The sequence below is a fragment of the uncultured Agrobacterium sp. genome (assembly GCA_913777615.1).
Taxonomy (GTDB): Bacteria; Pseudomonadota; Alphaproteobacteria; order Rhizobiales; family Rhizobiaceae; genus Agrobacterium.
Genome location: CAJYTK010000009.1, coordinates 274,870 through 299,221 on the forward strand (window position 1 = coordinate 274,870; position 24,352 = coordinate 299,221).

The 24,352-nt window shown below is 60.6% G+C and carries 22 protein-coding genes and 1 riboswitch; of the genes, 4 read left to right on the forward strand and 18 right to left on the reverse strand.

The window, feature by feature from the left end; all coding sequences use genetic code 11:
• Positions 1-2 precede the first annotated feature (2 nt).
• Genes cobM through cbiE form a run of 3 tightly spaced genes read right to left on the reverse strand, consistent with a single transcriptional unit; the run spans position 3 to position 2,403 of the window.
• Positions 3-767, reverse strand: a complete 765-nt coding sequence (cobM, locus tag QZ862_RS08760; protein ID WP_296076763.1) for a precorrin-4 C(11)-methyltransferase — start codon at positions 765-767, stop codon at positions 3-5.
• Positions 764-1,141 (reverse strand): cobalamin biosynthesis protein, encoded by a 378-nt coding sequence (locus QZ862_RS08765; RefSeq protein WP_363315911.1) that lies wholly within the window; start codon positions 1,139-1,141, stop codon positions 764-766. The genes cobM and QZ862_RS08765 overlap by 4 nt, the downstream gene beginning before the upstream one ends.
• On the reverse strand, positions 1,138-2,403 hold the full coding sequence (gene cbiE, locus QZ862_RS08770) for a precorrin-6y C5,15-methyltransferase (decarboxylating) subunit CbiE (protein WP_296099046.1): 1,266 nt from the start codon (positions 2,401-2,403) through the stop codon (positions 1,138-1,140). Before cbiE ends, QZ862_RS08765 begins: the two co-directional genes overlap by 4 nt.
• On the opposite strand from cbiE, the gene QZ862_RS08775 reads away from it, so the two are divergent.
• Positions 2,402-3,181: a cobalt-precorrin-6A reductase gene (locus QZ862_RS08775; RefSeq protein ID WP_296099049.1), complete on the forward strand. Its 780-nt coding sequence runs from the start codon at positions 2,402-2,404 to the stop codon at positions 3,179-3,181. The two genes, cbiE and QZ862_RS08775, sit on opposite strands and share 2 nt — an antisense overlap.
• Here the strand turns inward: QZ862_RS08775 and QZ862_RS08780 are convergent.
• From QZ862_RS08780 to QZ862_RS08810, 7 genes are read right to left on the reverse strand one after another with little or no spacing between them, the layout of a single operon-like run.
• Entirely contained in the window at positions 3,148-3,921 is a 774-nt protein-coding gene (locus QZ862_RS08780; protein ID WP_296099052.1) for a precorrin-3B C(17)-methyltransferase, read from the reverse strand. The genes QZ862_RS08775 and QZ862_RS08780 overlap by 34 nt on opposite strands.
• Positions 3,918-4,697, reverse strand: coding sequence for a precorrin-2 C(20)-methyltransferase (locus tag QZ862_RS08785; RefSeq protein ID WP_296099056.1), 780 nt, complete (start codon positions 4,695-4,697; stop codon positions 3,918-3,920). Before QZ862_RS08785 ends, QZ862_RS08780 begins: the two co-directional genes overlap by 4 nt.
• Positions 4,694-5,326 carry a precorrin-8X methylmutase gene (locus QZ862_RS08790; RefSeq protein ID WP_296099059.1) on the reverse strand — a complete coding sequence of 211 codons (633 nt, stop codon included), beginning with the start codon at positions 5,324-5,326 and terminating at the stop codon, positions 4,694-4,696. Before QZ862_RS08790 ends, QZ862_RS08785 begins: the two co-directional genes overlap by 4 nt.
• On the reverse strand, positions 5,323-6,696 hold the full coding sequence (cobG, locus tag QZ862_RS08795; RefSeq protein ID WP_296099061.1) for a precorrin-3B synthase: 1,374 nt from the start codon (positions 6,694-6,696) through the stop codon (positions 5,323-5,325). Before cobG ends, QZ862_RS08790 begins: the two co-directional genes overlap by 4 nt.
• Positions 6,693-10,052, reverse strand: a complete 3,360-nt coding sequence (gene cobN, locus QZ862_RS08800) for a cobaltochelatase subunit CobN (protein ID WP_296099064.1) — start codon at positions 10,050-10,052, stop codon at positions 6,693-6,695. The genes cobG and cobN overlap by 4 nt, the downstream gene beginning before the upstream one ends.
• A gap of 6 nt (positions 10,053-10,058) precedes the next feature.
• The gene (gene cobW, locus QZ862_RS08805; RefSeq protein WP_296035077.1) at positions 10,059-11,096 is read right to left on the reverse strand and encodes a cobalamin biosynthesis protein CobW; all 1,038 of its coding nucleotides are present in this window, start codon (positions 11,094-11,096) and stop codon (positions 10,059-10,061) included.
• Positions 11,090-11,515, reverse strand: coding sequence for a DUF1636 family protein (locus tag QZ862_RS08810; RefSeq protein ID WP_296099065.1), 426 nt, complete (start codon positions 11,513-11,515; stop codon positions 11,090-11,092). Before QZ862_RS08810 ends, cobW begins: the two co-directional genes overlap by 7 nt.
• 115 nt (positions 11,516-11,630) lie before the next feature.
• A riboswitch (cobalamin riboswitch) is annotated at positions 11,631-11,844 on the reverse strand.
• A 122-nt stretch (positions 11,845-11,966) separates the two neighbouring features.
• On the opposite strand from QZ862_RS08810, the gene cobO reads away from it, so the two are divergent.
• Both cobO and QZ862_RS08820 read left to right on the forward strand, forming a co-directional pair.
• The gene (cobO, locus tag QZ862_RS08815) at positions 11,967-12,584 is read left to right on the forward strand and encodes a cob(I)yrinic acid a,c-diamide adenosyltransferase (protein ID WP_296099067.1); all 618 of its coding nucleotides are present in this window, start codon (positions 11,967-11,969) and stop codon (positions 12,582-12,584) included.
• A 3-nt stretch (positions 12,585-12,587) separates the two neighbouring features.
• Complete coding sequence (locus tag QZ862_RS08820) at positions 12,588-14,045, forward strand: cobyric acid synthase (RefSeq protein WP_296099070.1); 1,458 nt, start codon at positions 12,588-12,590, stop codon at positions 14,043-14,045.
• Here the strand turns inward: QZ862_RS08820 and cbiB are convergent.
• Positions 14,032-14,997, reverse strand: a complete 966-nt coding sequence (gene cbiB / locus QZ862_RS08825) for an adenosylcobinamide-phosphate synthase CbiB (protein WP_296099073.1) — start codon at positions 14,995-14,997, stop codon at positions 14,032-14,034. The two genes, QZ862_RS08820 and cbiB, sit on opposite strands and share 14 nt — an antisense overlap.
• Between cbiB and cobD the strand changes: the two genes are divergently transcribed.
• The gene (cobD, locus tag QZ862_RS08830; RefSeq protein WP_296099129.1) at positions 14,996-16,024 is read left to right on the forward strand and encodes a threonine-phosphate decarboxylase CobD; all 1,029 of its coding nucleotides are present in this window, start codon (positions 14,996-14,998) and stop codon (positions 16,022-16,024) included. The two genes, cbiB and cobD, sit on opposite strands and share 2 nt — an antisense overlap.
• Before the next feature lie 79 nt (positions 16,025-16,103).
• On the opposite strand, the gene QZ862_RS08835 is transcribed toward cobD, so the two are convergent.
• The 7 genes from QZ862_RS08835 to QZ862_RS08865 all read right to left on the reverse strand — a co-directional run bounded on the left by QZ862_RS08835 (position 16,104) and on the right by QZ862_RS08865 (position 24,097).
• Positions 16,104-17,381 carry an L-fuconate dehydratase gene (locus QZ862_RS08835; RefSeq protein ID WP_296099075.1) on the reverse strand — a complete coding sequence of 426 codons (1,278 nt, stop codon included), beginning with the start codon at positions 17,379-17,381 and terminating at the stop codon, positions 16,104-16,106.
• 52 nt (positions 17,382-17,433) lie between these two features.
• Positions 17,434-18,444, reverse strand: a complete 1,011-nt coding sequence (locus QZ862_RS08840; protein ID WP_296099079.1) for a zinc-binding alcohol dehydrogenase family protein — start codon at positions 18,442-18,444, stop codon at positions 17,434-17,436.
• 3 nt (positions 18,445-18,447) lie between these two features.
• A complete protein-coding gene (locus tag QZ862_RS08845) occupies positions 18,448-19,269 on the reverse strand; it encodes an amidohydrolase (RefSeq protein WP_296016175.1) in 822 nt (273 codons plus the stop codon).
• 3 nt (positions 19,270-19,272) lie between these two features.
• The gene (locus tag QZ862_RS08850; protein WP_296099082.1) at positions 19,273-20,286 is read right to left on the reverse strand and encodes an aldo/keto reductase; all 1,014 of its coding nucleotides are present in this window, start codon (positions 20,284-20,286) and stop codon (positions 19,273-19,275) included.
• 126 nt (positions 20,287-20,412) lie between these two features.
• A complete protein-coding gene (locus tag QZ862_RS08855) occupies positions 20,413-21,354 on the reverse strand; it encodes an ABC transporter substrate-binding protein (RefSeq protein ID WP_296099085.1) in 942 nt (313 codons plus the stop codon).
• A 146-nt stretch (positions 21,355-21,500) separates the two neighbouring features.
• Entirely contained in the window at positions 21,501-22,523 is a 1,023-nt protein-coding gene (locus QZ862_RS08860) for an ABC transporter permease (RefSeq protein WP_296016168.1), read from the reverse strand.
• An 8-nt stretch (positions 22,524-22,531) separates the two neighbouring features.
• On the reverse strand, positions 22,532-24,097 hold the full coding sequence (locus QZ862_RS08865; protein WP_296099086.1) for a sugar ABC transporter ATP-binding protein: 1,566 nt from the start codon (positions 24,095-24,097) through the stop codon (positions 22,532-22,534).
• Between the last annotated feature and the right edge of the window lie 255 nt (positions 24,098-24,352).

Below are 24,352 nucleotides of genomic sequence, written 5' to 3' on the forward strand. Positions count from 1 at the left end.
AGCTACTCAGTGGCGGGCGTTCTGAAGCGGCGAACATAATCGGTGCTGTAGAGCGCGCTTTCGCGAAAATCGGACGATGCGAGCCCGTTACCAACGAAGATCATTGCGGTGCGCTCGACTGGCTCTTCCGCAAGAAGGGATTCTATATCGGACAGCGTACCGCGAATAACACGCTCTTCCGGCCACGAGGCTCGCACGACGATGGCCACCGGGCAATCCGCGCCGTAAAGCGGCGTCAGCTCCTCGACCACCTGCCCGATGGCATGAATGGCGAGATGGATGGCAAGTGTCGCGCCTGTCGCGCCAAAGGCCTTGAGGTTTTCGCTCTCCGGCATTTTGGACGCGCGACCGGAAACACGCGTGAGCACCAGGCTTTGCGCCACTTCCGGCACCGTCAGTTCCCGCTTCAAGGTAGCCGCCGCAGCTGCAAAGGACGGCACACCAGGCGTCACGGTGTAATCGAGCCCGAGCCGTTCCAGACGGCGGATCTGCTCGCCCATGGCGCTCCAGACGGAAAGATCGCCGGAATGCAACCGCGCTACATCCTTGCCCTCCTTCGCAGCCGCAACGAACTCGGCCTCGATCTCGTCCAGCGACAGGGCTGCAGTATCGACGATACGTGCGCCTGCCGGGCAATAATTCAGCAGCGCCTTCGGCACCAGCGAACCGGCATATAGGCAGACGGGAGAAGCGGCGATCAGATCGCGACCGCGCAGCGTAATGAGATCTGCGGCACCGGGGCCAGCGCCGATGAAATGAACTGTCATGTCTTGTCTCCAGACGTGGCAAAGGCCACGGTAATATCGCCGACGATCATGCGCGGCGCGATCAGTTTCGACGCTTCGCCAAGCGCTGCAAGTGCGGCTGCCTCGCTGACGCTTGGCGAACCGGCATATTTTGAGCTCAGTTCTGACCGGGTCAATGCGCGGTTCGCAGCGGCCTCGAAATCGGCCTGCGCCACCACGACGAAGGCCATGCCGAGCCGTGTTGCTGCTTCCAGCAAGGCGGGCTCATCCGCCTTGATCGGTGCCGTCGCAATAAAGTCGAACGCTACGCCGAACTTGGCAGAGGCCTGCGCGAGCGCGGCCAGGACGGCCTCCGGGCTGACACCCTTGCGGCACCCGATCCCCGCCACGATCACGGCATGTCCTTCGGTTTGACCCAGGACCATTGCGTGACCGGCATGCCGGCACGCCAGCCCTGCATCTGCCCGACCGGGGATGCGCGTGCAACCTCAAGCCGGATCAGGGAGCCGCCAAGCCGCGCCTGTGCCGAGAGCAGCATGGCCTCCATTTCCAGCGTCACGGCATTGGCGACAAGCTTTCCGTCCGGCTTCAAGGCGCTGATTGCGCCCTCCAGAACCCCAGCCTCGCTGCCGCCGCCGCCGATGAATATGGCATCCGGCGTCGGCAAGCCTTCAAAGGCTTCGGGTGCGGTGCCAATCACCACGTCGAGACCCGGCACGCCGAAGGCTTGCGCATTGCGCATGGCGCGTTCTGCCCGCTCGGCATTCTGTTCAATACCGATAGCCCTGAGCGATGGGTGAGAGAGCATCCACTCGATGCCGATCGAGCCGGAACCTGCGCCTATATCCCACAGCAGCTCACCATGGCGAGGTGCGAGTGACGACAGCGTGACGGCGCGGATTTCACGCTTGGTCATCTGCCCATCATGCTCGAAAAGCGCGTCGTCCAAACCGCTGGCAAAAGGCAGTATCCGCGCAGCCTCATCGGCAACGACCTCGATAGCAACCACATTGAGCGGGTCTATATCAGCAAAGTCAAAGTCCTTTGCCGTCGTCGCGCGGGGATTTTCGCGGGGACCGCCAAGCGCTTCCAGCAAGTGGAAAATTGACCGGCCAAAACCGGTCTCCTTCAGAAGAGCGGCAATCAGTGCCGGGGCGCTGGCATCGGACGTGAGCGCGATGATCTTCGCACCGGACTGAAGATATGGGCGGATCAGATCGATGGAGCGCCCATGCAGGGAAATGCATTCGGTGTTCTGCAACGCCCAGCCGAGCCGCGAGGCGGCAAGCGAAATAGCCGACGGGGCTGGATAGGTGATCACTTCACCCGCATCGATGTGTCTCAGCAATGACACCCCGACGCCATGGAAAAACGGATCGCCGGAAGCCAGCACACAGACCTTTCTGCCCCTGAGCGCCACGACATCCGTCATGGCGACATCGAAGGGGACAGGCCAGGGGCGGGGCTCGCCTTTGATCGCACCAGAGACCAATCCGAGATGGCGCTTGCCACCGAAGACGACCTCGGCATTTTCGATGGCCTGGATGGCATTTGCCGGCAAACCGGCAAGACCATCCTCGCCGATACCGACGATGGAAAGCCAAGGCACAAGTTTTTCGCTGGCGACAGAGGATATTCCGTCATATTCAACGGCCATGACACGCTCCATCCTCATTCTCGGCGGCACGGCGGATGCCCGTCTTCTGGCCGGAAAGATTGCCGACGAATCCGGCTACCGGATTTTGCTGTCCATGGCGGGCCGTACCAAGGAACCGGCGAAGCAACCCGTGCCGGTTCGCGTTGGCGGCTTTGGCGGCGCAGCTGGACTGAAGACCTTCCTCACCGAGGGAGGCTTCGATCTGCTGGTGGATGCGACCCACCCTTACGCGGCGCGGATTTCCGCCAATGCTGCCGAGGCGGCTAGGCTGACCGGCGTGCCTCTGGTCTCGCTGTCGCGTCCGGCCTGGGTCGAAGAAAAGGGCGACCGATGGGAAAGGGTTGGCAGCGTGGAGGAGGCGGTGACCGCCTTGGGGAGCATCCGCCGATACGCCTTTCTGGCGCTTGGTCGGCAAGAGCTTTTGCCCTTTGAAACCGCACCCCAGCACAGCTATCTGATCCGCAGCGTCGACCCCGTGGAGCCGCCACTTGCCGTGCCGAATGCGCGCTACATGACGGCCCGAGGACCCTTTGCGCTTGCAGACGAAATCGCCATGTTGAAGGGAAACGATATCGACGTCATCGTTTCGAAGAACTCCGGCGGCGCAGCGGCCTATGCGAAAATCGAAGCCGCACGCGTTCTCGGCATTCCGGTCATCATGATCGACAGGCCACCCCGCCTGCAATCCAGTGCCATAGGCATGGAAGTGCTGGATATCGAGACTGCGCTGACCGCCATCCGCCATCAGCTTTCCCTTCTGGAAAAACGCGGCGAATAGACCAGAGACGGCTGGTCCTGACGGTCGATAATGCGTGTCTCGACCGACCCGACAATGATGCAGGTCGCCATATCCGCCATATCGCTCGACGCTTCCGATAGGGGCACGACGCGCATACGCTCATCGGCGCGCCCGGCAGCGCGGCCGAAAATCACCGGCACCGAGCCCGGCAGGTGCGCCCGCAGCACATCGAAGGCCGTTGCCAGTTGATGCGGTCTTGCCTTGCTGACGGGATTGTAGAAGGCCATGACGAAACCGGCTTCAGCTGCGGCCACCAACCGCTTTTCGATCAGCGACCATGGTTTGAGATTGTCGGAGAGCGAAATGGCGCAGAAATCGTGACCGAGCGGTGCGCCCGCCCGTGCCGCGACAGCGAGCATGGCCGTCACCCCTGGCACAACCGAAAAGTCGATGTCGCGCCATTCGGCAGGACCGTTCTCAATTGCCTCGCAGACCGCAGCCGCCATGGCGAAGACACCTGGATCGCCGCCTGAGACGACGCAGACCTTTCCGCCAGATGCGGCCAATGTCAGCGCGGCCTCGGCGCGGGAAATCTCTTCGCGATTGTCCGATGCGTGACGCCGCTGATCCGGACGCAGCGACAGCCGGTCGAGATAGGGAATGTAGCCGAAGAAATCTTCCGCCGCATCCACCGCAGCCAGCGCCTCCGGCGTAATCTGCGAAAGGCTTCCCGGCCCCAGACCAACGACCGTCAAACGTCCGGTGGAGGACGAGCTCATGCAGGCTCTCCCGCCGGGCGATCCTTCCAGCCGGGCACGAGAACCAGAGAGAAATAGGGAGCGGGTGACTCGTCGCGCTCGATCAGGCGCATGGCATGTCCATTGGCCATGGTGCCGCGTTCGACATAGAGCGCGCCTTCCAGCTTACCTGCCTTTTCCAGCGCGCGGCGGATTTTCGGCAGGTTGCGACCGACCTTCATGATGACAGCGCCATCCGTACCCGAGAGCCGCTCGAAAAGCGCATCCTCATTCAACGTACCCGGCAGGACGCTCAAGATATCGTCGCCCTGCACCAGCGGCAGTCCGGTCATCGACCAGCAGCCGGACATGGCCGTGATCCCCGCCACCACCTCCGCCGGATAATTCGGCGCAAGTCGAAGATGCAGATGCATATAGGAGCCGTAGAAGAGCGGATCGCCCTCAGAGAGCACGGCCACGGTGCGTCCGGCATCCAGATGAACGGCGATATCGCGTGCCGACTGATCGAAAAAGGCAGCGATCGCGCCGCGATAGTCGTCACCGTTCTTGTCGCTTTCGACCGTGACCGGATAGACGAGCGGCATTTCCAGCGTACCGGGCCGGATGAAGCTTTCGACGATGCCGCGGCCATTGCCCTTGCTGCCGCGCTTGCAGAAAAAGGCGATCACATCCGCAGTCTCGATGGCACGCACGGCCTTCAGCGTCAGAAGATCGGGATCGCCCGGACCGGTCCCGACGCCGATGACCTTGCCCTTCAACGCCTTTTCCGGTGTGGGATCGTAAAGTGCGGCACTCATAGGCCAGCCCTCGCAACGGCATTGACGGCGGCAGCCGTCATGGCGGAGCCGCCCATGCGGCCCTTTACGATAGCATAGGGAATGCCGAGCGTGCTGTCTTCCAGCGCATCCTTCGATTCCATTGCCCCAACAAAGCCCACCGGCATGCCGATGATCGCCGCAGGCCGCGGGGCGCCTCTTTCCAGCATTTCCAGGAGATAGAACAACGCCGTCGGCGCATTGCCGATGGCAACCAAAGCGCCGTCGAGATGATCGGCCCAGAGATCGAGTGCGGCGGCTGAGCGGGTATTGCCGATGGTCTTTGCCAGCTCCGGTGTGCGCGGATCGCGCAGCGTGCAGATGACGGCGTTGCCGGCCGCCAGACGCGCCCGTGTGACGCCATGCGCTACCATTTCCGCATCGCAGAGAATGGGCTTTCCAGCGGCTAGCGCGCCGCGTGCGGCTGACACGAAATCCGCAGAAAAGCGAAAATGCCGGGCCGCCTCGACCTGTCCGCAGGCATGGATCATGCGAATGGCAATATCCGCCTGTTCGGGCGTGAAGGCGGTAAGATCCGCTTCCTCACGGATGATGGCAAAGGAGCGCTCATAGATCGCATCGCCATTGCGGATATAGTCGTAAGTCGTCATGTCTCGTCCTGTCGGAGCGCCGCAATAACCCTGTCCTTGCCCAATCGGACAAACAGGCTGCGGGCATTTTCTCCGGGCTTATGTTCTTTTTCATAGAGGCGGGCAAGCCGGGAAAGCCCGGCCTGCGCTTGAGAGCCAGCCAAAATCGCGTCCGAGGGCGCCGAAACCTTGGCCTTATAGCCAAAGGAGAGGCCGCTAGCTGTGCCGGAAAAGGCAAGAAGGGCGGGCGCTGGATGGGCGCACCCCTTGCCGCAACCGGAGAGGTGCAGCGTTAAGGAGCCATCCAGCATATCGCGACACTCTTTGGCGGCAAACGCGGCCAGCGATTGAACCGAGATGAAGGCCGATGCGCACGCGGGCGCCCCGGCACAAACGGCGATGGAAGAGCGCGTATCGCCATCGCTGACGACGAAGCCGGCACTCTCGGCGTAATCGAGAAGGGCGTTACATGCGTCGTTTTCGCCCACCGCATAGAACGCATGCTGCGGCCCGGGCCTGATGGATTGGACATCGATATCACGCGCCTTCCTGCAAAGGGCAGACAGGGCATCCGAGGTGATCTGTCCGAATGCGGGCGCGATGACGGCAGCAGATAGATTATCGTTCAAGGGCCAAAGCCTGCGCTGGTCTGCGCGCTTTTTCGTATCCGCATGTCTGGTTGAGGTCAGGGCAGTGGGCGGGACAGGCGAAAGACGATCCCCACACACCGCATGCACCGTCGCCCTATCCAAATCACGGCCCCGCACATCCGGCCCCCGTTCGGCGAGGTGGACGAGAAGATCGATGACGCAATCGGCAGCATCATGAGTTTGGACTGCCCCGGCGAGCAGCGCCTTGTCTTCCGTACCACCCAGCATCAGATGCCAGACAATGCCAACCTCATGCTGGATAGCCTTCAGCCGAATATCGGCAAGCAACCCACCCATCGAAACCATACCATCGCCATCGACGATCACCGACATCTTGGGCGCGAGCTTGGCATCAAGACCGAGTGCTGCGGCCCTTTGACTGATCCGATCGAGGATCGGCGCGGGATTGGCGACCTCACTGCCGTCGATCCCGGCAATCGGCGACATTTCCACCGCAAGGCCTAGGCGCAAAGGAAGGTCTAGTGCGAGCACATCGCGCTCCAGCAGAACAGCGCTTTCGGCGGTCAGCCCACGAAACTGAAGGCTGCCGCGCGCAGTGACGTCGAGAAGGCCGTTGCCGTGACGGTGTGCGAGAGCGGAAAGGGAATCGAGAGCAGACGGCGCAAGACCATCAGTGAAAGCCACGCGCGACAACAGACCGTCGCCGGTCTGCATCGGTGCGGACAGGGCAGGGCAGGCGCCACGGCGGGAAAAGGGCTGCACGGAAGGAAGCGGGTTCAAGCCGAAACCCTCGCCGATGGTGCCACCGATGACCGTGGTGCGATCAGCATCTCCAGTTCCGCATCCACCGCATTGCGGCGGCTGTGCCAGAGGTTGCGGTGGCGCGCGGAGAGGAAGCGCTCGGCCATCAACTCCGCTGCTTTCGGGTTCTCCCGCAGGATGAAGTCGCGCACCTCCTCATTGCCGAAATAGGCATCATAGACCGCTTCGATCAGCGATGAGGAAACGGCTTGCGTGGTTTCGGCAAAACCGATCAACCGGTCGACGGTCTCGGCAAATTCGGCGGCACCACGCGGGCCGTGGCGCAGCTGCCCGGCAATAAAGCGCGGATTGATCGCGCGGGCGCGCACGACCCGGGTAATCGCCTGCGCGATAGATCTGGCACGCGGGCGGGCGGGATCGGTCGTGTCGAGCGCCACCACATCCGCTGCCTGCCCAAGCTTGGCCTTGGCAGCGGCAAAGCCGCCGATGAAGGCGACGTCCGACGAGCCATCCAGCAGATCGCGCCCCGGATCATCACCGGTATGAACTAGAAGCTCGGCGCGTCCGACCTGGCGCGCAAACCCCGCATCAACAACGATCTCCAGCCCATCGGGCCCGCCAAAGGCGTGGCTTGCGGCATCCAGATAGGCTTGGCCCAGCGCCTCGCGCTCGTCCCAGTCCCCATGCGCAATAGCGTCTTCGATACCCGCGCCATAGGTGCCAGGGGCCGACCCGAAGATGCGTGCCGGCACATGACCAAGAGAGGCTGCCTCCTCAGCGAGCGGATTGTCGCCTGGGGACTCTTCCCGCGCCGCGATAGCCCTTGCCGCCGCATCGAGAAGCGCGATGAGAGCCGGAAACATATCGCGAAATAGGCCGGAAATGCGCAAGGTCACATCCACACGCGGGCGCCCGAGCGCTGCGGGCGGCAGAACCTCGATGCCGTTCACCCGGCCGGTCGCCTGATCGTAGATCGGACGCGCGCCCATCAGATGCAGCGCCTGTCCGACATCTTCGCCGCCATTGCGCAAAGACGCAGAGCCCCAGAGATCGAAGACCAGATGGCGCGGCCAGTCGCCATGGCTTTGCAAATAGTGGCGCAGCACCTCTTCGCCTGCGGCCTTGCCCAGCTCGAAGGCGGTCGGCGTTGGCATGGTGCGCGGGTCGGCAGCGTAAAGATTGCGCCCTGTCGGCAGCACGTCCAGCCGTCCTCGGGCTGGCGCGCCGGAAGGGCCGGGCAAAATGTGGTGGCCGTCCAGGGCGGCGAGCAGCGCTGCCTTCTCGCGGATCGCACTCTCGCGCCTCAGAGAATCCGGCTCATCATCCGCGCAGCGCCCAAAGACATGCTGGCCGTCCTTAATGGCGAAATCCTTCAGATCGCACAAAAACGCATCGATCCGCGTCAGCGCCGAATCCGCATCCTCCTCCACACCGATACCGGCATCAGCGGCAAGCCCCGTCTCGAAGGCCTTTTCGACAATCAGCTTGGCCAGACGATCGCGGCGGCGGCGATCGAGCCCATCGGCCTGGGCATACTCATCGACCAGCTGTTCGAGTGCAGCCTGCTCCGGTGAAAGACCGGCGGACACTAGAACGGGCGGAATGTGCCCGATAGTGAGGGCGGCAATGCGCCGCTTGGCAACGGCAGCTTCCCCCGGATTGGAAACAATGAAGGGATAGATGACCGGCAGCGATCCGGTGACGATCTCCGGGAAACAGGCTTCCGACAATGCGACCGTTTTCCCGGGCAGCCATTCCAGCGTGCCATGCGCGCCGACATGGATGATGGCATGGGCGTCGCAATCCTGCTGCATCCACGCGCCGAAGGCGGCCAGCGCATGACGCGGCGGCAAGGCCGGATCGTGATAATCCACCCGCCTGTCCGCCCGCCGTCCACGATCCGGAGCAAGCGCGACAGTGACAGACCCAAAGCGGGCGGCACGGAACTGGAAGGATCCTTCGATAACGGCCTCATCGTCAGCCGCGTCACCCCAGGCGGACGTAATGGCGGTGCGGGCGGCAATTGGGAGACCGTCCAGAAAGTGGTGGTAGCGAGACATCGAAATACTGGCGCTCTCGGCCTTGATCCGATCCAGCAACGCTCTTGCCGTTTCCGGAATATCGCCAACCGCATAGCCCGCATCACGTAGGTCGCGCAGCATCTCCAAAACACTTTGCGGCACATCGAGACCGACTGCATATCCGGTGCGACCGGGTGCAGCACCCGGATAGTCCGGCATGAGGATAACGAGACGCCTCTCCGCCACCGGCGTCTGCGTCAACCACAGATGGGCAGCGATTCGGTCTGCGACCTGGGCCACACGATCCGGCTCTGGAGCATTGAGCAGTCCTTGGCGCCCGGTAAGGTCGGACTGCTTGAAGGAGATGGCACCGGCCAGAATCCGGCCATCCAGTTCCGGCAGGACCACATGCATGGCAAGATCCGATGGGTTGAGGCCGCGCATGTTCTCAGCCCAGGCATCGCGCCGCGTCGTGGCCATGATGACCTGGAAAACCGGCACGCCAAGCCGGTCGAACAGGCTTTTGCCGTTCTCATCCGTCTGGCTGGCGAAGGCCGTTGCGGCGATGATGGCCGCAGGCTTCAGCGGTGCCAGCGTGTCTTCCAGAAACAGAATCGCCTCACCATCCTTCAAGCCACTGACGAAAATCGGCAGGGGGGCAAAGCCGCGGTCCTTCAGCGCCTCAAAAAGCACATCGATGGCCGCGGCATCGGCTGCCAGAAGCATGGAACGGTAAAAGAGAATGGGCAGCCTTGGAGCATCAGGCCGAAAAGCGGAGAGCGCTTGAGCAAGATCGACCTCGCCAAGGCCTGGGATATAGAAGCCGGATTTCGGCAGAGGCTCTGGCTCGACATCCGGCCAGACGCCTTCCTTGGCAAAAGCGGTGAGGCCTTCGCAAAGACGGCGCATGTTCTGCTGCCCGCCTTGCCGGAAGAAGGAGAGGATCGAGCCAAGCTGGCCCTGATCGATCGTCGATTGCGCTTCGAGCTTTTCATCGCGCTCGCTGCATTCGCCTGGCAGAAGCACGAGCTTGATGCCGCGCCAGCGCGCCATCATTGCCAGCTGATCAACGCCGTAGCGCCAGCGATCCGCGCCACCCAGAATCCGGATAAGGATCAGCTTGGCATTCTCCGCAGTCTTTTCGATCCAGAGATCGACCGACATGGGATGGCGAAGCTCGGACAGATTGGCGACGCTGAGTGAGACGCCGGAGCCCTCCGGCCATGCCCGCTGCAAACCGGCAAGGTCGCTTGAGGAGAACGACAACACCACCACATCCGCCTGCGGCTGGTCGAGATCAACCGGCTCGATCAGGTCGTCCAGAGACGACGATGTGGTGGCGAGGATATGCATGACGCGTCAGGCCGCCAGCATCTGTTCGATCTTCTCGCGATTGAGGCCCTTTTCACCGATCACGACGAGCGCCGAACGGCGTACTTCGCCTGCGGCCCAGGGGCGGTCGAAATAGTGATTGACGCGCGCGCCGACGGCCTGAACCTGCAGGCGCATGGGCTTGGACGAGACTTCGACGAAACCCTTGATGCGCAGAACGTTCTCAGACGCCGCGGTCTGGGCGATACGTTCTGCCAAGGCCTCTGGATCGGACACCGCACCAAGTTCGACCACGAAGCTGTCGAATTCGTCGTGATCGTGGTCCTCTTCCTCATCATGATGAGTATGGCGGTTTTCGATATCGTTTTCGACTGCCAGCCCAAGCCCGATCAGCACGGCAGGATCGATCTGGCCGTGGGAAGCAACGACGATCTTGGCGGCCTTTGGCAGATGCTCGCCGATATGCGCCTTGGCACGCTCCAGACCTTCGGCATCGAGAAGATCGGCCTTGGTCAGCACGATCAGGTCGGCGCAGGCGATCTGATCTTCGAAGACTTCCTCGACCGGATCGTCATGGTCGAGCGCTTCGTCATTGGCGCGCTGGGCGGCGAGCGCGTCCATGTCATGCGACACCATGCCTTCGGCAAGTGCTGCACCATCGGCAACGGCAACGACAGCGTCGACGGTGACCCGACTCTTGATCGCGGGCCATTGGAAGGCCTGGACCAGCGGCTTGGGCAGCGCAAGACCAGAGGTCTCGATCAGGATATGCTCGACCCGCGGCTGGCGGCTCAAGATCTGCTCGATGGCCGGCTGAAAATCATCCGCGACTGTGCAGCAGATGCAGCCATTGGCAAGCTCAACAATGTTTTCTTCCGGGCAGCTTTCGATGCCGCAGCCTTTGAGGATTTCGCCATCGATGCCGACATCGCCGAACTCATTGACGATGATCGCCAGACGCTTGCCATCGAGCTTTTCGAGAAGGCCGCGCAGTAGTGTGGTTTTGCCGGCGCCCAGAAAGCCGGTGACGATGGTGCAGGGAACGCGCTCTAGCGTGGTCATGATGTCTCCTCGAGGAAATTCAAAGGGGGAATGCGCGCGACCATGCCGCGCTTCAAGCTATCCGGACGCCCGCGCCAGGGCATCAGGCCGTCGGTGGAGCTTTCAAGCAGACGCGCGCCGGTGATCAGATCATCGGCATGATCGGGCGTCAGCCCGCCGAAGACGTAAGACCAGCCATCGGCACTGCGCATCGCGGCACTGGCACCACGCTTGCAATTGGCAAGGCAGTTGACGCTGCGTACCTCGATATCGGCTTCCGCACCAAGCGCGATCGCAGCCTCTGCCAGCAGCGCGCCGGGGCGCGGCTCGGCATTCGGTTCTGCCTCACTACGGCAACTGCGGCAGACATAGACAACAAGACCGGAAGCTTTCTGCTTTTCGGTCGATCCTTCCGTCCGAGACGATGTCGCTGTAATATCCAAACCGAGCCCGCTTCCGCTGTTACAACATGCAAGGGGTGCGGTGCCGAAGACGGAATGCGAGACAGCGCAAACCGATATTCGGCGGAACTGACTGACCGGAGCACCCCGCCCGGCAGACGTTTTTTTCTGAAACGGCAGGTCTCCTGGCTTGCGGCTTGAATAGGCGCCCTTGCACCGCCTTCCCGGATCGAAATCCAGTGGCTTTACGGTGCGGGCTTGCCGCTTACAGTTGCGGGGGCAGCCACGGATTGACCCGAGAAGTGGGCGGAACCGTGTTCCCTCTTAGCTTTTCCCGTTGCCGGAAAAAGACCGTCAGTGCCTTACCTTTACGGGCAAGCTGGCTTGCGGTCAATGCGCGGATTCTTGAACGATGCTCTCGGTGCCATTGCCGAGAAGGGCGTTTTGACTATAGTCGCCGCTTCCAAAACAGGCTCGGAAGGACGTGGACATCATGACACGCGAGATCAGCGACAGTGACGCCGCCCGCCACCGCGAGAAGATGGTGAATCGCAAGAGCGTGCAGGATGCGGAAGTGGCCGAGAAGACCATCGAGAAGGGTCTATTGATGGTCAATACCGGCCCCGGCAAGGGCAAGTCCACCGCAGCCTTCGGCCTTGCGCTGCGCATGCTCGGCACGGGCCGACGCGTTGGTATCGTCCAGTTCATCAAGGGCGCGTGGTCGACCGGCGAGCAGCAGGCGCTGACGATTTTCGGCGACCGGGTAGAATGGCGCACCATGGGCGAAGGTTTCACGTGGGACACTCAGGACCTGAAACGCGATATCGCCGCGGCGACCAAGGCCTGGGAGGAAGCAAAGCTCCTGATGGCCGATGAGACGATCGGTCTTCTGGTTCTGGACGAATTGAATATCGCGCTTCGCTACGATTATCTGGATCTGACGGACGTTGTCGCCACCTTGCAGAGACGCCGTCCCGATCTGCACATCATCGTGACCGGGCGCAACGCCAAGCCGCCGCTGATCGAGGCAGCAGACATGGTGACGGAGATGACGCTGGTGAAGCATCACTTCAAGGCGGGCGTCAAAGCCCAGTCCGGCATCGAGTACTGATCCATGGCCGCCAGATCCATCATGTTCCAGGGAACCGGCTCGGATGTCGGCAAGTCGCTCATGGTGGCGGGTCTGGCGCGTGCCTTTACCCGTCGCGGACTTTCGGTTCTGCCCTTCAAGCCACAGAATATGTCCAACAATGCCGCGGTGACTGCGGATGGCGGCGAGATCGGTCGGGCGCAGGCCTTGCAAGCGCGGGCGGCAAATGTTCCGCTCTCGGTGCACATGAACCCGGTTCTTTTGAAGCCCCAGAGCGAAACCGGCGCGCAGGTGGTGGTACAGGGCAAGATCCTCGGCAACGCCAGGGCGGCAGAGTACCAGCACATGAAAGCAGTGCTGATGCTGCACGTGCTGGAAAGCTTCGAGCATCTGAAGGCCAATGCCGATCTGGTTTTGGTCGAAGGTGCCGGCAGCGCATCGGAAGTCAATCTGCGTGCCAATGACATTGCCAATATGGGTTTTGCCCGCGCCGCCAATGTTCCGGTGATCTTGATCGGTGATATCGACCGAGGCGGGGTGATCGCCAGTCTCGTCGGCACGAAGACGGTGGTGGATGCAGACGACGCGAGGATGATCGAAGGCTTCATCGTCAATCGTTTTCGCGGCGATCCCTCGCTGTTCGAGGAGGGGATGCATATTATCGCAGACCACACCGGCTGGACGTCCATCGGCCTTCTGCCGCACTTTGCCGACGCCGCACGCCTGCCCGCCGAAGATGCGCTGGGACTGACTGGCGAAGCCCAAGCGAAACCGGGCGCCAGGATCCGCATCGCCGTGCCGATCCTGCCGCACATCTCCAATTTCGACGATCTCGACCCGCTGGATATGGAGCCGGATGTCGAACTGATCCGCGTGCGTCCCGGAACCGCCATTCCTGGCGATTGCGCCCTTATTCTGCTGTGCGGATCGAAATCGACGATTGCCGATCTGGCCGTCCTGAAGCAGGCCGGGTTCGACATCGACATCAAGGCGCATCTTCGCCGCGGCGGAATGATTCTGGGTCTCTGTGGTGGCTACCAGATGCTTGGAACGACCCTATCGGACCCGGACGGCATCGAAGGGCCGGCATCGACCGTGGAAGGGCTGGGGCTTCTAAACGTCGAGACGGTGCTGACCGGAGACAAGCGGCTGGTCTCGGTCGAAGGGCGAAGCTTCGACGGCGAGGCGTTCTCCGGCTATGAAATGCATGTGGGTGTGACCAAAGGTGTCGATTGCGAACGGCCCTTCTCCACCATCGGCAACCATGTCGATGGCGCGATATCCGCCGATGGCCGTGTTTTCGGCACCTATGTCCATGGCCTGTTTTCCGATGACGGACAGCGCAGCGCCTGGCTGCAACGGCTCGGCGGGCAGCGCTCGGCGCTGAATTACGAAGCGCAGGTGGATGCGGTGCTGGACCGGTTGGCCGACCACATGGAGCGCCATATCGATCTCGACGCGCTGCTCTCTATCGCCAGATAAGCAATACCAGAAGACCAAAGAAGCCGATCAGCAGGCCATCCGCGATACGCGCAAGCTTCAGAGCCTGACGAATATCGGCGGCGGTCAGATCCCGACGTCCACCTTCGCCCATGAAGCGCGCCTGGATCATCTGTCCAGCATAGGAGCGCGGTCCGGCAAGTGCGAAACCCAGCGCCCCGGCAAGAGCCGCTTCCGGCCACCCGGCATTGGGAGAGCGGTGGTGGCCAGCGTCACGAGAAATCGCCCGAACCGCATTGGCGGGAGAGGCCCCCGGCAAGAAGAAGGCGGCGACCACGAAGAGCAGACCGCTGAGGCGCGAGGCGGGGAGATTGACCAGATCGTCCACACGGGCAGAAGCCCAACCAAAGGCTTTGTATTGTGGTGTGCGGTGACCGATCATGCTGTCTGCCGTGTTGATCGCCTTGTAGCCCGCCCCACCGGGCAGGCCGAGCAAACCGAGCCACAGCGAAGGTGCTACGATGCCATCGGAAAAATTCTCGGCGAGGCTCTCGATGGCCGCCCGACACACCGCTGCCTCATCGAGTTGATCGGGATCGCGACCAACGATCATCGACACGGCATTGCGCCCACCTTCGAGGCCTTCGCTTTCCAGCGCGATTGCCACTGCCTCGACATGGGTTTCCAGGCTTTTTTGCGCAGGAAGAGATGCACCGACGATCGCGACCAGTAAAAAGCCAAGCGGAAAAAGCAGAAGAATACTCTGCAGCAGAAGGGAGATTGTCACCGTGACACCCAAAATAACGATGAGCGCCAGGACGCCTTTGCCTTCCCGATGCAAAAATGACCGGTGTTCTCGGTTCCATTTTGCGTCGAGCAGCGCAATAAGCGAACCAATCCAAGTCACCGGATGGCCGATCCGGCGAAACAGCCAATCGGGATAGCCAGCGAAGCGTTCGATCAAAAGCGACAGGAAAGCAATGGTGAAGAACATGGGCAACCTGGGACCAGAGAGGGTAGAGGCAGCGATCCGCCACGGTGGCGATCTTGGCCTGGCACGTGCGTCCTACCCGCTAGCGCCTCAACCCTGGATCGACCTGTCCACAGGGATCAATCCACATTCCTATCCGCATTCTCCCCTTCCTGCCAGCGCCTTCTCACGCCTGCCGGAGCCTGACGCGCTGGAACGCCTGAAGGCGGTTGCCGCCACCACTTTCAGCGCGCCGTCTGTCAAGCATCTAGCCGCAGCGCCGGGAACGCAAATGCTCATGCCGCTGCTTGCCGAGATTGCCGTTCAACGCGGCGCCAAAAATGCAGCCGTGCTGACACCCGCCTATGCGGAACATGCCAGAACGGCGCGCATGGCAGGACTTGCGGTAACGGAAGTCGCGCACCTCTCCGACCTCGCGGATTTCGACTATGCGGTGGTGATCAATCCCAACAACCCCGATGGCCGGGTGGTAGAGCGCGACAATCTTCTGGCTCTCGCTGACCATATGCACCGCAAGGGCGGTCTGCTGGTGGTCGATGAGGCCTTTATCGAGACAGGCTATGCGGCAAGCGTAAGCGAAGCCACCGCCATTGAGGGACTCGTGGTGTTGCGCTCCTTCGGCAAGTTCTACGGCATGGCGGGCCTGCGCCTTGGCTTTGCCATTGCTCATCCGGATATTGCCAATGGGCTGGAGCAGCGCCTCGGACCATGGGCGGTATCCGGCCCGGCGCTGCATGTTGCAACCGAGGCGCTGGCGGATTGGAACTGGCGCGAAGCGATGAGACTCCGGCTAAGAGAAGAAGCTGCGCGTCTCGACGGGCTGCTGGGAAATGCTGGTTTCACCGTCGGCGGCGGCACCAGTCTTTTCCGTCTGGTTCGGGACGAAAGGGCGGCAGCGCTGTTCGACCATCTGGCGAAGCGCGGTATTCTTGTTCGCATCTTCGACGAGCGCCCCTATGACGTGCGCTTCGGCCTACCGGAGACGGAAGGCGAATGGACAAGGCTAAAGGTAGCTTTGTCCGAATTCTGATTCTTCTCCGACAATCCAAAACAATTATGCCCGGAACTGGTCCGGGCATAAGGAAGGGTGGGAAGCAGAAAGGGGAACCTTAGCCCTTGAAGGTATAAGCCTCGATCGACTCCGGCTTCATTTCGATGGAGAAGCCAGCCATCTTTGGCGGCATATAAGCGGCGTTCTGGATATCGCATGGCTCGAAGAAGTGCTCGTGCAGATGGTCGACATACTCGATCACGCGGCCTTCCTTGGTGCCGGACACAACCAGATAATCAATCATCGACAGGTGCTGCACATATTCGCAAAGCCCGACGCCACCGGCGTGCGGCCAGACGGGGAGGTTATACTTCGCGGCGATCAGCAGAACGGCCAGAACTTCGTTCAGACCGCCCATGCGGCAGCTGTCGATCTGCACGACGTCGATCGCACCTTCGGCGATGAACTGCTTGAACATGATGCGGTTCTGGCACATTTCGCCAGTCGCGACCTTCACCGAGCCAATGGCCTGGCGGATCTTGCGGTGACCGGCGACATCGTCCGGGCTCGTCGGCTCTTCGATGAAGAAGGGCTTGCAGAAGGCAAGCTTGTTGACCCACTCGATGGCCTGATCGACCTCCCAGACCTGGTTGGCATCGATCATCAGATAGCGATCAGGCCCGATGACTTCACGGGCGATGGTGAGGCGACGAATATCGTCCTCCAGATCACGGCCGACCTTCATCTTCACGTGGTTGAAGCCCGCATCGATCGCCTCATGGCAGAGGCGGCGAAGCTTCTCGTCGCTGTAACCGAGCCAACCGGCGGAAGTGGTGTAGCAGGCGTAACCCTCGGCTTTCAGGATATCGACGCGCTCCTTCTTGCCCGCTTCCGCCTTCTTGAGGATGGCGAGCGCATCATCGCGCGTCAGAACGTCGGTCAGGTAGCGATAGTCGACGATGTCGGCGATCTCTTCGGCGCTCATATCGGCCACGAACTGCCAGACTGGCTTGCCAGCCTGCTTGGCGAGCAGATCCCAGACGGCGTTGACGACGGCACCGGTTGCCAGGTGCATCGCACCCTTATCCGGACCGATCCAGCGCAGCTGGCTGTCGCTCGTCAGGTGGCGCCAGTATTTGCCGGGGTTCTCGATGACGGTGGCGAGATCGGTTCCAACAACCAGATGACGCATCGCCTTGATCGCCATGCAGCAGATGTCGTTACCGCGACCGATCGTGAAGGTCAGTCCGTGCCCCTTCAGCGAAGGCTCATCCGTATCGAGAATGACGTAGGCCGCGGAGTAATCCGGATCTGGATTCATCGCATCCGAGCCGTCGAGGCTCTGTGAGGTGGGGAAGCGCAGGTCGAAAACGCGCAGGTCGGTAATCTTTGTCATGGCCGTTTACTCGCGGTCAGGGGTCATTGAATATGAGAGGCTCGTCGGTCGTTCAGGCCACTTCCACCATGCCTTTGATGACGCCGGCGCGCGGGTCGGTCAAGCCGGCGAAATTGGCTGGCACCTCGGCGAGCGTCATGCGGTGAGTGATGAGAGCGTCCGGCACGCGACCGTCACGCAGGGCTTGCAGCACCCGCTCGAAATCTTCCGGCGTTGCGTTGCGGCTGCCAAGCAATGTCGTCTCGCGCTTGTGGAATTCCGGGTCATTGAAGCTGATATCGCTGGCAACGATGGAGACGAGGACATAGGCCCCGCCATGGCCGACAAAGGAGAAGCCACGCTCCATCGCCTTCGGATTGCCGGTCGCGTCAAACACGACATCGAAGAAGTTGCCTTCGGTAATCTCGCTTAGCCGATCCTTGTCACCTTCGCCAAGCAACACGATATTGGCAACGCCAAGATGATCACGGCAGAATGAAAGCCGGTCTTCGCGGCTGTCGATCATGGTCACCACGGCACCGTTCATCGCTGCAAAGACCGCGACGGCCATGCCGATTGGGCCAGCACCGACGATCAGCACATGCTGGTCCTTCTCGACGGCGCCGCGACGCACGGCATGCGCGCCGATAGCAAGGAACTCTGTCATGGCGGCCTGGTCGAGAGACAGTCCTTCAGCCTTCAACACGAACTGCTGCGGAACGCTCAAATACTCCACCATGCCGCCATCGCGGTGAACGCCGAGCACACCGATGTTGCGGCAGCAGTTGCTCTTGCCCTTCAGGCAGGCGCTGCAATGCCCGCAGGACATGTAGGGAATGATGGTGACGATATCGCCTGTCGCAAGCGCACTACCTTCCGGTGCTTCCTCGACCGTGCCCGACAATTCATGGCCCATAATGCGCGGATAGGAGAGATAGGGCTGATTGCCGGTGAAGATATGCAGATCCGTTCCGCAGACGCCGATGCGGCGGACACGCACCAAAACCTCATTGGATGCTCTTGATGGCTTTGGCATTTCCTTGGAAACGAGTTCGCCGGGTTTGTCACAGAAAATAGCCAGCATGGATCACCTGTCGGAAAGAGAATAAATACGTGCGGCGTTTGCGCCGAAAACCTTGGCGTGGTGCTCCTGAGGAACGACGTCCCGGCAGAAATCCAGCCAGCCCTGATAGTCACCGGCAAGCCTGATCACCGGCCAGTCACTTCCAAAAATCACCCGGTCTGGGCCAAACAGTTCGAAAATGGTTTCCGCGTAGGGCCGAACTGCTTCCACTTTCTGCTCGCCACGCTCCACAAGAAGACCGGACAGCTTGCAAAAAACGTTTGGAAGTGCAGCAAGCGCCGCCATATCCCGTCGCCAGGCGACATAATGTCCGGTTGCGATCTTAGGCTTGGCACCGTGATCGATAACGATTTGCAGAGCAGCATGGCGGCTCGCAAAACGCAGCAGATAAGGCAGGTGTGGCGGTAGAACCAACGCATCGAAGACCAGACCCTTTTCGATCATGGTTTCGACCGCGGGACCAAGTGCCGGATCCTCGATCCACTCCACGTCGGCAATATCCTGCAACATCGGCCGCAGGCCCTTGAAGGCAGGATGCGAAGCGCGCCGCGCGATCTCGGCAGGCCCATCCGCTGCCTTCATGTCAACCCAGCCCACAACACCTTTGATGAACGCGTTTTCATCGGCAAGGGCCAGCATGAAATCCGTATCGCCAGCGCTCTCCATGGTCTGTACCAGCACAGTGCCGGAAATACCGGCCTCTTCCAGCAAAGGCTCAAGATCGGCAGGCAAGAAATCCCTGTAAATGGCTTCAAGCGAAGCTGGCGGCCACTGACCCTGCCGTTCCTTCAACAGCCAGAAATGCTGGTGTGCGTCGATGAGCATGGCTCAACCCTTCGCGCCCGGCACCGGAGCACCTTCGGCAATCAGCCCGCGACGCTGCAATTCAGACCAGAACGCATCTGGAATATCCTGCTCGAACCAACCGATATTGGAGGAGAGTTGCGCTGAATTGCGCGCACCGGAAACGACGGTAACGGATGCAGGGTGAGCAAGCGGGAACTGTAGCGCTGCGGCCTGGAGCGAAACGCCCATCTCCTCGCAGACATCATGCAGCGCATCCACACGCGCCAGAAGCTCTGCCGGCGCGTCCTTGTAGTTGAACTTGCGATTGCCAGCCAGAATGCCGGAATTGAAAGCCCCGGCGACGACGATCCCCACACCCTTTTCGGCGCAAGAATTCATGAAGCCAAGGCTCTGCTGTTCCAGAAGCGTGTAACGGCCGGCAAGCATCGCGGCGTCGATATCGAACACGTCCATGGCGTCGCGAACGACTTCCCATTCATTGACGCCGAGACCGACAGCTTTCGTCGAGCCTTCGTCACGCAGCTTGCCAAGCGCCTTGAAACCGCCGCCTGTCGTCAGCTGGTCCCAATAATGCTGATGCCTGTCGCCATGCGTGTAAGGGCCGATATCGTGAATATAAAGAATATCGGGCTTCAGCACGCCGAGACGCTGCTGGCTTGCCTCGAAGGAGCGCATGATGGCGTCATAGGAATAGTCGTAGACCGGACGGAACGGCAGCGGTGCGACATAGGTATCTTCTTCCGGTCCTACCGTTTCATCCGGCACCATGACACGGCCGACCTTGGTGCTGAGCGTATATTCGCTGCGGTCGTGCTCGGTCACCATTGTGCCGAGACGACGCTCTGAGCGGGTGTAGCCATAAAAGGGCGCGGTATCAAAGTAACGCATGCCACTGTTCCAAGCGGTGTCGAAAGCGCCCTTGGACTCCTCGTAAGGCGTCAGGCGATAGAGATTGCCCATCTGGGCACAGCCGAGACCCATGATGGTCACTTCGACGTCTCTATGGGGCAGTTTGCGTTTATCGGAGACCTTCATGGCGGCGCACTTTCAAATGTGTCGTGTGGTTGTGATCGCGCCCTGCGGTGCGATCATTGATATTGCGTATGCGAAGTCCGGTCTCGCCATGCCCGAGACGATCCCGGGCATGGCGAAGGAAGGATATCAGTACAGAACGTTCTTGGCTTCCGGCTTGTCGATATTGTCCTTGGTGACGACAACGACACCGGTATCGACGAACTTCTCGACCTTTTCCTTCTTGATCAGCTTTTCGACGGTTTCAACGCCCTTTTCGCCCATCTGGTAGGAGCCCTGAACGACGATCGCAGACAGTGTGCCGTCCTTGACGAAGTTCTGGAGATCTTCGTTACCGTCAAAGCCGATGGCAACGACCTTGCCGGCCTTGCCGGACTGAGCGAGCGCACGGCCGACGCCGATTGCGGTCGGCTCGTTGGCGCCGAAGATGCCCTTCAGGTCGGGGTTGGCGGCCAGAACGTCAGTGGTCTGGTTCAGAGCGGTCGCCATCTGGGACTGAGAGTAATAAGGGCCAACGATCTCCAGCTTGGAATTTGCCTTGATGTAGTCGATGAAGCCACCGACGCGGCCGATTTCAGAACCGGCACCCGCAACGTAAGACATGACCGCGATCTTGCCTTCCTTGCCGACCTTCTTGATCATTTCTTCGGCTGCAAGCTCACCGGCCTTCTTGTTGTCGGTCGCCAGGAAAGACTGGTAGTATTGCTCGCCACCCTTGGCCAGTTGCGAGTCGATCAGCACGACTGGGATGCGGGCTTCCCATGCCTTCTTGACGGCTGGCAGAAGAGCGTCCGGATCGGACGGCGCGAGCACGATGCCGTCAACCTTACGGTTAACCGCGTTTTCGACCATGTTGACCTGGTCGGCAATGGCGGATTCGGACGCCGGACCCTGGAAGGTCATCGTTTCGCCCTGGGCATTCTTCATCGAAGCGTCGGCGCCCTTCTGGACGTTCTGCCAGAATGTAGAATTGACTGTCTTGACGATGACGGCGATTTCGCCAGCCTGCACAGCGGAAACGCTCCAAAGCGCGATCACGGATGTTAAAAGAACAGTCGTCAGTTTCTTCATGTCTTCCTCCATTTATACCGGCGAAGGGAGAGCTCCTCTTCTCGACACCGGCTGTCCCGCGGATAGGGTCCGCACCCCTTTCAGAAGCTAGAGTGCTTTCGGAGGCAAAACCGAAAACCCTTTCGCTGAAAATGCTGGCACTACAATCAACGGCGGTTGCGCAGCTGGTCGATCCAAACGGTCATCAAGATGACGAGGCCGATGATGATCTGCTGCGTGAAGGCAGAGACGCCGTTCATGTTGAGACCGTTGCGCAATATACCGATGACGAATGCACCGATTGCCGTGCCTGAAATCGTTCCGACGCCACCGATCAGCGAGGTGCCGCCGATGACGGCGCTGGCAATGGCGTCAAGCTCGTACATCACGCCTTCGTTCGGCTGTGCGGTAACCAGGCGCGACATCAAAACGCAGCCCGTCAGACCCGCAAGCGTACCGGAAAGAACGTAAGTGAAGTTGGTGACGCGAGCGACATTGACGCCCGAGAGCCGAGCTGCTTCGGCGTTTGAGCCGACCGCATAGATGTGGCGTCCGAGAACCGAGCGGTTCAGCATGAAGGCCACGGCAAGCGCAATGACGACCATCAAGATGACCGGGTAAGGGATGCCCGGGAACACCACATTCGGGAACCCGTCGTCGCCGATATTGACGATGCGGAAGAGGGCACCGTTGCCAAGCTCACCGAAGGATTCGCCGAGGCCGGAGACGGCACGGGCGCCAGTGATCTGCAACGCCACACCACGCGCAATCAACATCATGCCAAGCGTTGCGATGAAGGGCGGCAGCTTGAAGCGGGTGACGAGGAAACCGTTGATCAGACCGCAGAGCGAGCCGGTCAGAATACCGAGGAACATGCCGACCGGCACCGGCATGCCGAGTTCCTTCACCGCAAGTGCTGCGACCACGCCAGCCAGCGCCAGAACCGAGCCGACAGACAAATCGATGCCACCGGTGATGATGACGCAGGTTGCACCAATACCCAAAAGAGCGATGGACGTGACCTGCAGCGCGATCGTCATGGCGTTGTTGACGCTGAAGAAAGCGCTGCTGGTGGCCGAAAACACGATTGCCAGCACCACGAGGCTGCCGAGTGCGGCAAACTTCTGGATGATGTCTTTCTGCCTGTCGCTGAGCGCGGAGGTCTTAACGGGTTCAGGTGCTTTCGACATGTCTTACCTCATTGCCCCTTGCGGCTATAGCCCGAGGCATAGCGCATAATTTCTTCTTGATTGGTCTTGGCCGTTTCCAGCACGCCGGTGATCGTTCCTTCGTGGAACACAGCGATACGATCCGTCAGGCCCAACACTTCGGGCAGTTCCGAACTGATGAGGATGACGCCGATCCCGCGGGCAGCGAGCTCGTCCATGATCTTGTAGATAGCGAACTTCGCACCGACATCGATACCGCGGGTCGGCTCATCGAAGAACAGGATGCGCGACTGGCGAAACAGCCATTTGCCGATGATGATCTTCTGCTGGTTGCCGCCGGACAGGAGGCGAACGGTCTGCTTGATCGAAGGGGTGCGAACATTCAGGAGATCGACATAACGCTGCGCGACCTCATCGTGCTTGTTGAAGTCGATCAGGCCGAAGCGGTTTGAAACCTCTTCCATGTTTGCCAGCGAAGTGTTGGCTGCGACCGACATCTTGATCGCCAGTCCGTCGCTCTTCCGGTCCTCTGAAAGATAGGCAATTCCCTCTTCGATGGCATCCTGCGGAGATTTGATCGAAAGCTCGCGGCCTTCGAAGGTGATAGTGCCAGCGTCGAAAGCATCCGCGCCGAAGATGGCCCTTGCGACTTCGGTGCGACCGGCCCCCATCAGCCCCGCAAATCCGAGGATTTCTCCCCGGCGCAGCTCGAAATTGACATCGTGGAACACGCCCGTCCGCGTCAAGCCCTTGACGGAGAAGATGACCTCGTCCGTCGGCCTGGAGGTGCGCTCCGGGAACTTCTCTTCCAGCGAGCGACCCACCATACGGGTAACGATGTCATCGACCGTGATCGATTTGAAATCATCCGTCGAGATGTAGCGTCCATCGCGAAGCACGGTAACGCGGTCGACGATCTCGGCCATCTCGTCCAGGCGGTGGGAAATGTAAACGATGCCGACGCCAGAGGCCTTCAGGTCGCGGATAACCTTGAACAGCAGGCGTGTTTCCTGCTCCGTCAACGATGACGTCGGCTCATCCATAATGAGCACTTCGGCGTCAAGCGAAAGCGCCTTGGCGATTTCGACCATCTGGCATTGCGCCACCGAAAGGCCGCGCACGAGCATATCGGGACTGATGTCTACGCCGAGCCGATCAAGACAGCGTCCGGCGTCAGCGCGTAACTTCTTGCGGTCTACGAGAAAGCCTTTTTTCGGCTCACGAGCGAGATAAATGTTTTCGGCAACGCTCAAATGCGGAACGAGATTGAGTTCCTGGTGGATGATGGCGATGCCCGCCGCCTCAGACTCGAGCGGGGAAGCATATTGTACCTTCTGGCCCTTATGCAGGATCGTACCGCTGGTCGGCTGATAGACACCGCTGATGATCTTCATCAAGGTGGACTTACCAGCACCGTTCTCGCCGCAGACGGCGTGAACTTCGCCGGAGCGCAGGTCGAAACGCACATCGCTCAATGCCTTGACTCCGGGGAACTCCTTGCAGATGTCCTCAAGACGCAAAAGCGCACCGGACGCCTGAAGCGCGTCATGCCGTGTGTCATCATGGCTCGAAATGGACGATGCGCCCTGCGACATCCGCTACCTCCCAATAGCCGCTCCGTTCTCCCGCAGAGCGCTTCAATGGTCGCAATGGTTAGGCCGCATTTTTTGGGTGGTCAAGCCAATTTATGATTTTTTATCGTTGAACATACTGAACCCTAAACGCCAGAACGTAATAAATCTGATAATATCAAACGAAATCAGGTAGATGAAATATATCTTTGCCAATACCTTCCGTAAGGTTTACGGTAAGGCCAAATCTTCAACCCCCTCAGGATGATCGTGAGCCTC